9 protein-coding genes are annotated in these 7946 nt (G+C 62.3%); 3 read left to right on the top strand and 6 right to left on the bottom strand.

What is annotated here, in order from left to right; all coding sequences use genetic code 11:
- Positions 1-177: 177 nt before the first annotated feature.
- Positions 178-1476: an organoarsenical effux MFS transporter ArsJ gene (arsJ, locus tag CAPSK01_RS09000; protein WP_034925544.1), complete on the bottom strand. Its 1299-nt coding sequence runs from the start codon at positions 1474-1476 to the stop codon at positions 178-180.
- Between the two features lie 89 nt (positions 1477-1565).
- Positions 1566-2576, bottom strand: coding sequence for an ArsJ-associated glyceraldehyde-3-phosphate dehydrogenase (locus tag CAPSK01_RS08995; RefSeq protein ID WP_034925541.1), 1011 nt, complete (start codon positions 2574-2576; stop codon positions 1566-1568).
- Positions 2577-2802: 226 nt separating this feature from the next.
- Here CAPSK01_RS08995 and arsB point away from each other — a divergent pair, with 226 nt between their 5' ends.
- A complete protein-coding gene (gene arsB / locus CAPSK01_RS08990; RefSeq protein ID WP_034925538.1) occupies positions 2803-3855 on the top strand; it encodes an ACR3 family arsenite efflux transporter in 1053 nt (350 codons plus the stop codon).
- Positions 3856-3872: 17 nt separating this feature from the next.
- Here the strand turns inward: arsB and CAPSK01_RS08985 are convergent, their stop codons facing one another.
- From CAPSK01_RS08985 to CAPSK01_RS08975, 3 genes are all read right to left on the bottom strand, one after another.
- Entirely contained in the window at positions 3873-4103 is a 231-nt protein-coding gene (locus tag CAPSK01_RS08985; protein WP_034925535.1) for a thioredoxin family protein, read from the bottom strand.
- 93 nt (positions 4104-4196) lie between these two features.
- On the bottom strand, positions 4197-5252 hold the full coding sequence (locus CAPSK01_RS08980) for a permease (RefSeq protein ID WP_034925531.1): 1056 nt from the start codon (positions 5250-5252) through the stop codon (positions 4197-4199).
- A 140-nt stretch (positions 5253-5392) separates the two neighbouring features.
- A complete protein-coding gene (locus CAPSK01_RS08975) occupies positions 5393-5845 on the bottom strand; it encodes an HIT family protein (protein WP_034925528.1) in 453 nt (150 codons plus the stop codon).
- A 160-nt stretch (positions 5846-6005) separates the two neighbouring features.
- On the opposite strand from CAPSK01_RS08975, the gene CAPSK01_RS22475 reads away from it, so the two are divergent.
- Together CAPSK01_RS22475 and CAPSK01_RS08970 are read left to right on the top strand one after the other, a co-directional pair.
- Entirely contained in the window at positions 6006-6155 is a 150-nt protein-coding gene (locus tag CAPSK01_RS22475; protein ID WP_273703396.1) for a hypothetical protein, read from the top strand.
- Between the two features lie 32 nt (positions 6156-6187).
- Positions 6188-6685 (top strand): hypothetical protein, encoded by a 498-nt coding sequence (locus tag CAPSK01_RS08970; protein ID WP_034925525.1) that lies wholly within the window; start codon positions 6188-6190, stop codon positions 6683-6685.
- A gap of 1 nt (position 6686) precedes the next feature.
- Here the strand turns inward: CAPSK01_RS08970 and CAPSK01_RS08965 are convergent.
- Positions 6687-7946: NAD(P)H-hydrate dehydratase (locus tag CAPSK01_RS08965; protein WP_273703395.1), on the bottom strand; the 1260-nt coding region annotated here is incomplete at its 5' end.

The following is a 7946-nucleotide window of genomic DNA, read 5'->3' as shown; positions in this document are numbered from 1 at the left end:
CGCCGGCAGACGGTACGGCTGTCGGACATCCTCCTCCCGCTCTGCCGGGGCATCGGGGACGACCTGCCGAGGCATCGCCCGCATTGTCATCAATCGGCGCGCGTGACGCAATGGCTTTCGCCCGGATTTCTCATCCCGGATCAGATTTGTGGACCAGCGGCTACGCGCTACACGACACTATTCGCCCAGGTCATCGAGCTTGATCGGCTTGCTGCGCGGACCGATGTGGCGTGGCAACAGCAGCGACAACAGGCCGGCCACCAGTACGAAAGCGGTCGACGCCCACAGGCAGGCGATCAGGCCGTCGCTTGGCCCGCTCTGTAGCCCCCACTGATAGAGTGCGCCCGAAAGAACCGTTCCCGCCAAGCGACCGGATGCGTTGGCCATGTAGTAGAAACCAACGCTCATCGCCACCTTGTCACTGTCGGTGTAAGCCAGGATCAGATAGGAGTGCACCGCCGAGTTCAGGGCAAAAACGGCGCCAAAGAGAATCAGGCCGGCAACCACGACAGTGCCCGGTGCCAGCCCGGCGCTCAGTCCCAGAGCGATGCCCGCCGGCAGTGCCGCGAGGACGAAAGCGAGAATGGTGGCCGTCCGTCCGTCGGGCTCGTGCTGCTCCTCGACGCGGCTGCGCAGCAGGCCGGGAGTCGCCGCCTGCACGATGCCGTACCCGATCACCCAAACCGCAAGAAACCCCCCGGACTGCCAGAAGGTCCAGCCGAGCACGCTCGACAGAAAGACCGGCAGGCCGACGACGAACCAGACGTCACGCGCACCGAAGAGGAAGATGCGCGCTGCAGCAAGCTTGTTGACGGCGCCATTGCGCGAGAACATCTGCCCGAACTTTGCTTTCTTGTTGGCCTGACCAAGCCCCCCGCGCATCAGTAGCGCGGCCAGGATCAGCGTTCCTCCGACCAACGCCACGAGCAACATGAGCGCGCTCTGAAAATCGAGCAGAGTCAACAGCAGACCACCCAGGAAGAAGCCGACCCCCTTCAATGCGTTCTTCGACCCGGTCAGGATCGAAACCCAGCGATACAGGGTCGCCGAGGCATTCTCGGGGACGATCAGCTTGACCGCGCTCTTCGAACTCATCTTGGTCATGTCCTTGGCGATTCCGCTCAGGGCCTGCGAGACCATGACGTAGGCGACCACCAGCCAGCCCTGTGGCGCGAAGGCGAGCATCGACAGTGCCACGAGTTGCGTGCCCAACCCGATGAACAATGTCGTCCTGAGGCCGAAACGGGCGCCGATGTAGCCACCGAAGAGGTTGGTCAGGATGCCGAAGACTTCATAGAAGATGAACAGCGAAGCGACGGCAAAAGGCGTGTAGCCCAGGCTATAGAAGTAGAAAAGCACCAGCATGCGGGTGGCGCCGTCGGTCACGGTGTCGGACCAGTAGGCGGCGGTCACCAGCATGTAGTTGCGCAGGCCGGCATGTGCAGCGGGGCTCTTGGCTGAGGATGGATCGCTCATCGTCGTCCTCCAGGAGGAAACCGTGCGAAGAAACCCTCGCCTGGCTGGCAGCGATGGCCCCGATCGGCACGGAATCCATGGGCGTGTACTTACAGTGAAGCGGCCAGCTTGCGCGCCAGTTCGACGTAACGATTGGCGTAACCCCACTCGTTGTCGTACCAGGCGTAGATCTTGACCAGCGTGCCGTTGATCACCAGGGTATGCGCCGCATCGACGATCGACGAGCGCGGATCGCCGCAGTAGTCCATGGAAACCAGTGGCCGTTCCTCGTAGCCGAGAATTCCCTTCAGGGCGCCCTCGGCAGCCGTCTTGAGCAGACCATTGACCTCTTCGACGCTGGTCGGGCGCTTCATCTCGAAAACACAGTCGGTGATCGACGCGTTGAGCAGCGGCACGCGCACCGCGTGCCCGTCGAGCTTGCCTTTCAGTTCCGGGAAGATCAGCGCGATCGCGGTCGCCGAGCCGGTCGTCGTCGGCACCAGCGACAGGCTCGAAGCGCGCGCGCGGCGCAGATCCTTGTGCATCTGGTCGTGCACGCTCTGGGTGTTGGTCGAGCTGTGGATGGTCGTGATCATGCCATGCGAAATGCCGATCGCCTCATGCATGACCTTGACTACCGGCGCCAGACAATTGGTGGTGCACGAGGCTGCGGTGACGATATGGTCGCGGGCCGGGTCGTAGCGCTGGTCATTGACGCCCATGACGATGTTCAGCGTATCGCCACCCTTGACCGGTGCGGCGACGATCACCTTCTGCACGCCTGCCGCCAGGTAGGGCGCTAGTTCCTCGGCCGTGCGCCACTTGCCGCTGGCTTCGAGAACGATGTCCACCCCGGCGTCGCGCCAGGGACCGCCGGCGACGTCCCTGACGGTGCTGTAGCCGATCGATTTTCCATCGATCAGCATCCGCCCGTTGCTGCTCCCGACATCGTGCCGCCAGCGGCCATGGACCGAATCGAATTCAAGAAGGTGTGCTGCCGACTCCACCGGTCCGTTCGCTTCGTTGATATGCACGAACTCCAGTTCCGGGCAGTCCCACGCGGCGCGTAGCGCCAGCCTGCCGATACGACCGAAACCATTGATGCCAACCTTGACAGTCATTTCCTGCTCCTCCGAATGATGGGTTGTGCCCGGCTGGATTCCCAGCGAGCGGACGATCTGAATATTTCAGGCGACCTGAATGTCGGAAACTATTCTATAATGCTGGAATTATGGAAACAAGTAAACTCCCTCGTTGAGCCGGCACCCGCGGCGTGCTTTCCGAAACCGGCACGCCACCAGGCCAACGCGGGCGTCGGCCATTGCCTCACCGCAAAGAAGGTCTCAAATGAGCGCTACCACGAACAAACTCAATGCCCTTGACCGCTATCTGACCGTCTGGATCTTTGTGGCCATGGCGCTTGGCGTCGGCCTGGGATTCTTCCTCCCCGGGATCGAGAACCTGATCAATTCCTTCCAGGTCGGCACGACCAACATCCCGATCGCGCTCGGGCTGATTCTGATGATGTACCCGCCTTTCGCCAAGGTGCGCTATGAGGAACTCCCGGATGTCTTCACCGACCGCAAGGTGCTCGGCCTCTCGCTGATTCAGAACTGGGTCATCGGGCCGATCCTGATGTTTGTGCTGGCGATCCTCTTCCTGCCTGACAAGCCCGAGTACATGGTCGGGCTGATCCTGATCGGCCTGGCGCGCTGCATCGCGATGGTGATTGTCTGGAACGAGATCGCCAAGGGCTCGACCGAATATGCCGCCGGCCTGGTGGCCTTCAATTCGATCTTTCAGGTGCTCTTCTATAGCGTCTATGCCTGGCTGTTCGTCACCGTGCTGCCGCCACTGTTCGGGCTCTCCGGTTCAGTGGTGGATATCTCGATCGGACAGATCGCCGAGAGCGTTCTGATCTACCTCGGCCTTCCCTGCGTCGCCGGCCTCCTGACGCGGGTGATCATGCTGCGCTTCGTCTCCAGGCAGTGGTATCAGGAGCGTTTCGTTCCCAGGATCAGCCCGATTACGCTCGGCGCCTTGCTGTTTACCATCGTCGTCATGTTCAGCCTCAAGGGCACATTGATCGTGACCATTCCGCTGGACGTGGTACGCATCGCCATTCCCTTGCTGATCTACTTCGTGCTGATGTTCGTACTCTCGTTTTACATCAGCCGGAAGGTCGGGGCCGGCTACCAGAAATGTGCGACCCTGTCATTCACCGCGGCAAGCAACAACTTCGAGCTGGCGATCGCCGTCGCGGTAGCCGTCTATGGGATCAATTCCGGCGCCGCCTTCGCGGCCGTCATCGGACCGCTTGTCGAAGTGCCGGTGATGATCTGTCTCGTCAATGTCTCGCTGTGGTTTCAGAAACGCTTCTTCGCCAGCGGAACCGGCTGACTTCCCCGCCTGACTTCCTATAGCCAGGCGGCAATCCTGGCGCGATCCGGAATGCCCCCGGCGTGAACCACCTGGCCGTCGACCACCACACCGGGGGTGGACATCACACCGTACTGCATGATTTCGCGCAGATCTTCGACCTTGGTTAGCCTGATGGCCACGCCTTGCTCTGCAGCGACTTCCTCGATCAACCTGACCGTACTGCGGCAGTTGGCACAACCGGTGCCGAGTACCTTGATTTCTCTCATGAGGATTTACCTTTCCGAAATCTCTTGAAAACAGGGTGAATGCAATTCCCGTCACCGGCCAGGCGAGGAAAAGGGGGGAATGAGCGCGGTCTGCTACAGCACGAGATTGAAGACGTAGCCGACCAACAGGATGCCACCGGCGACGACGCCAGCGAAAGTGACGATCAAGCGCATGCGTAGCACCTTGCGCAGGATGATCATCTCGGGCAGCGACAACGCGATGACGCTCATCATGAAGGCGAGCACGGTGCCGAGAGCGGCCCCCTTGCCGATTAGCGCCTCGACGATCGGGATCATGCCAGCCGCATTGGCATACATCGGCACGCCGAGCGCGACCGCTGCCGGTAGCGACCACCAGGGCGCTTCCTTGCCCATCAGCGACGCCATGAAATCCTCTGGCACATAGCCGTGAATCGCGGCGCCAATGGCGATACCCGCCAGGATGTATGGCCAGACCTTGCCGACGATTTCCTTGACGTGACTCCAGCCCGCACGGAAGCGGTCGACCCAGGTAAAACGCTCGCCTGCGAGTTCCGGCGCCGTTCCGGCAAGAATGCCCTGCACCCAGTCCTCCAGGTAAGGTTCCATCTTCAGCTTGCCGATCACCAGGCCGGCCACAATGGCCACCAGCAAACCCAGGCCCAGATACAGCGCGGCGACTTGCCAGCCGAACAGGCCGAACAGCAGTGCCAGCGCCACCTCATTGACCATCGGCGCCGAAATCAGGAAGGAAAAGGTCACGCCGAGCGGGACGCCGGCCGAGAGGAAGCCGATGAAGAGTGGCACCGCCGAGCACGAACAGAACGGCGTGACGATGCCGAGCGTCGCCGCCAGGACATTGCCGACGCCGACCCGTTTGCCCGAGAGCATCGCCCGGGTACGTTCAGGCGAGAAGAAGGTCTGGATCACGCCCATCAGAAAGACAATACCGGTAAGCAGCAGCAACACTTTCGGCGTGTCGTAGAAGAAGAAATGCACCGCCTCACCCAGATGCGTGCCGTGGGCGAGGCCCAGGGCGGCAATCACGGCATCGGCAAACTCGGTCAGGTGGTGATAGATGGCCAGCCAGACGACGCCGGCGACGAGCAGGCCGAAGCCCCATGTCGTGACGCCCTGGGCTGAATTCCTGGTCAGGATGGAGGGGCTCATCGGCAAACTCGCTTGACCGCCTGTCTGTCCTTGCATACCGGCATGCCCTGGAAGCCATTGGGCCGGACGCGTCCGGTCAGGTGCAGAATGGGCGATGCGGGTCGGATGAAACAGCAATGTATCCATCCGGCGCCGCGCAGTCAATCGGTACAGGCCGCCTGCAGTTCCTGGTGGATCAGCGCGAGAACGTCTGTCCGCCGATCGTGCTGCTGTTCGGTCAGCGCCGGGAAAGCCGGCCAGCCCGGATCGACCCACTCCAGCCCGGCAAACTGGCGACTGGCCGCGTAACGGGGAATGACGTGAAAATGCACCTGGTGATCGACCATCATCAGCATCAGGTAGTTGATGCGATCGTAGCCGAAGGCCGACTGCACGGCCCGCTCGAGTTTCCCGAGCAAACCGGAAAGATCAGCCATTTCTGCAGCCGTGACCTCCGAGAATTGCGCCGCGTGACGATTCAGCGACAAGACGCCGCAGCCCAGGGTCGCCTGGGCAGGTCGCACCGACCACGACCAGGCAGGGGTTTTCGCCACCAGCAACTCGTCAACCCGGAACTTCGCGCGAAACCCCGCAAGCCTCTGTGATTCGTCCATTGCTGGTCTCTCCCCGATTCAGAAAACTGTAAAGGTAACAGAAGTTCCGGGAATTCCTGCCACGCCGTCGCCGTCATATCCGGCAGAATGTGTCAAACTTGCCTCGAATGCCGGTCTCGGCCGGCATCCTGCCCATACACGCCAAGAGGAGGGAACGATCATGGCCAGATACGGTTTCGTCGCATCGGGCGGCGGCTATCGAAGCTTTTACAGCGAAGGGGTGCTGGTATGGCTGAAGCGTAACGAAGTGCCGATCGTGCATATCGCCTCGACCAGTTCGGGAAACAATATTGTCGTCGACTATCCCTGAAAAGGATTGACGATGCCAGTCTCGATGTGTTCATGAACGCCTTCCTCGCCGGCATCACCACCCTCCCCTATTTCAAGGCGATCACCATCGATGGCGATTACTATATCGAGGGTGGCTACCTGGACAACACGCCACTGCGGACGCTGTTCGAAGATGATGAGGTCGACGAAATCATCGCCGTCGATTTCACCGATTACGACTACCAGCGCGAACTCGACCGGCTCTACCACTCGAAGTCCTTGATTCTGCCGTTCAACAGCATCGATATGCATCTGCTGGTCAGCGACATGCAGCTGACGCTGCCCAACACACGCATCTTTGCGCAAGCGACCCTGATCAACGAGATGCTCAAGGCGATGGGAACAACGAGTGCCGAGATCGGCGGCCGGCGCTATTACGCCAAACCCTTGCACGTGCTGCGCCCGAAGGGCCTGGAGAGCATGACCATTTCGCTCAAGGACAGCAGCGCCCAGAAACGCTATTTCGAGCTCGGTCAGCAGGCGGCGGCAGCGCTGTTCGCGACGGCGTAGCCTATCGGCCGTTCGCCAGCCAGCGGTTGAAGCCGGCCCGGGCGCTGTCGATGAGTTCGCCGGCGGTCAAGCCGACCGGTCCACAGCCACTGGCGACGAGTTCGTCGGCCGCGGCGCCATGCAGATGCACCGCCGCCAGCAGGGTTTCGAGGGCTGGCCAGCCTTGCGCCAGAAGCGCCACGACGAAACCGCTGAGCACGTCACCGCTGCCGGCGGTCGCGAGACCGGGATTGCCGCTGGTGTTGACGAACCAGTGGCCGGCAGGCGTGGCGATGACGCTGCCGCAACCCTTCAGCACCACCATTGCCTGGTAACGTGCGGCGATGGCCAGTGCGGCGCCAGCACGGTCGGACTGGACGACAGCGGTGTCGCAGCCCAGCAGACGAGCCGCCTCGGTCGGATGTGGCGTCAGCAGGGTCGGCGCCTGGCGTGCCAGCACCGCCTGCTGCAAACGGATTTCGCCTGCCAGCAGATTCAGCCCGTCAGCGTCGAGCACGAGCGGAATGTCGAGCGAACTCGCTCGTTCGAGCAGCGCGACGGCTTCGTCGCTGCTTCCCATGCCCGGCCCGCAGGCCAGCGCGCTGAGACCGGCGGCGAGCAGCGCGTCCGGCTGGCGAAGCATCAGTTCCGGCTGCAAGGGGTCGATTGCTGGCGCCTGCCGATCGAGCAGTCCGAGATAGACGCGCCCACTGCCGAGCCGCAGCGCCGCCCGACCGGCCAGAAAAACGGCGCCGACCATGCTGCCCGCACCCCCGAGAATGCCGGCGCTGCCATGACTGCCCTTGTGGCTGTTTTTGGCACGCGGGCGCAGGCAATCGACGAACAGATCGGTGCCGATCGTCCGTGCCGTCGCCTTCACCAGCCGCTCGACGTCCAGGTCAAGCGTGGCGACCGAAATCGAGCCGCAGTGGTCCGGACCCTCGGCAGTGAACAGTCCCGGTTTGGCGGCGATGAACGTGATGGTGTGACTGGCACGAATCGTCGCGCCGCAGAGTTTTCCGGTATCGGCGTCGAGACCGCTCGGACAGTCCAGGGCGAGCAGCGGGCAGCGGTCGCGTGCGGCGAGGGTATTGGCCGCCAGAACGAGTTCGCCATGGAAACCGCCGATCGGGCGCTGCAGACCGATCCCGAAGAGGCCATCGATGATCAGCGCCCAGCGCTGGCCGGAGGGAATGCTCTCGAGCACGCTGCCGCCGTCGTCGATGAAGCGCCGGCAAGCGGCTGCGGCATCCTTCGGCAAACGGCCGAGTTCGCCGACAAA

Source organism: Candidatus Accumulibacter vicinus (assembly GCF_000584955.1).
GTDB lineage: Bacteria > Pseudomonadota > Gammaproteobacteria > Burkholderiales > Rhodocyclaceae > Accumulibacter > Accumulibacter vicinus.
Note: the sequence above shows the minus strand (reverse complement) of the source record. Positions and strands in the feature narration are given on the sequence as shown.

Excerpts from the sequence above, each read along its gene's own strand:
- arsJ (WP_034925544.1), bottom strand. The coding sequence starts at position 1,476 with ATGAGCGATCCATCCTCAGCCAAGAGCCCCGCTGCACATGCCGGCCTG.
- CAPSK01_RS08995 (WP_034925541.1), bottom strand. The coding sequence starts at position 2,576 with ATGACTGTCAAGGTTGGCATCAATGGTTTCGGTCGTATCGGCAGGCTG.
- arsB (WP_034925538.1), top strand. The coding sequence starts at position 2,803 with ATGAGCGCTACCACGAACAAACTCAATGCCCTTGACCGCTATCTGACC.
- CAPSK01_RS08985 (WP_034925535.1), bottom strand. The coding sequence starts at position 4,103 with ATGAGAGAAATCAAGGTACTCGGCACCGGTTGTGCCAACTGCCGCAGT.
- CAPSK01_RS08980 (WP_034925531.1), bottom strand. The coding sequence starts at position 5,252 with ATGAGCCCCTCCATCCTGACCAGGAATTCAGCCCAGGGCGTCACGACA.
- CAPSK01_RS08975 (WP_034925528.1), bottom strand. The coding sequence starts at position 5,845 with ATGGACGAATCACAGAGGCTTGCGGGGTTTCGCGCGAAGTTCCGGGTT.
- CAPSK01_RS22475 (WP_273703396.1), top strand. The coding sequence starts at position 6,006 with ATGGCCAGATACGGTTTCGTCGCATCGGGCGGCGGCTATCGAAGCTTT.
- CAPSK01_RS08970 (WP_034925525.1), top strand. The coding sequence starts at position 6,188 with ATGAACGCCTTCCTCGCCGGCATCACCACCCTCCCCTATTTCAAGGCG.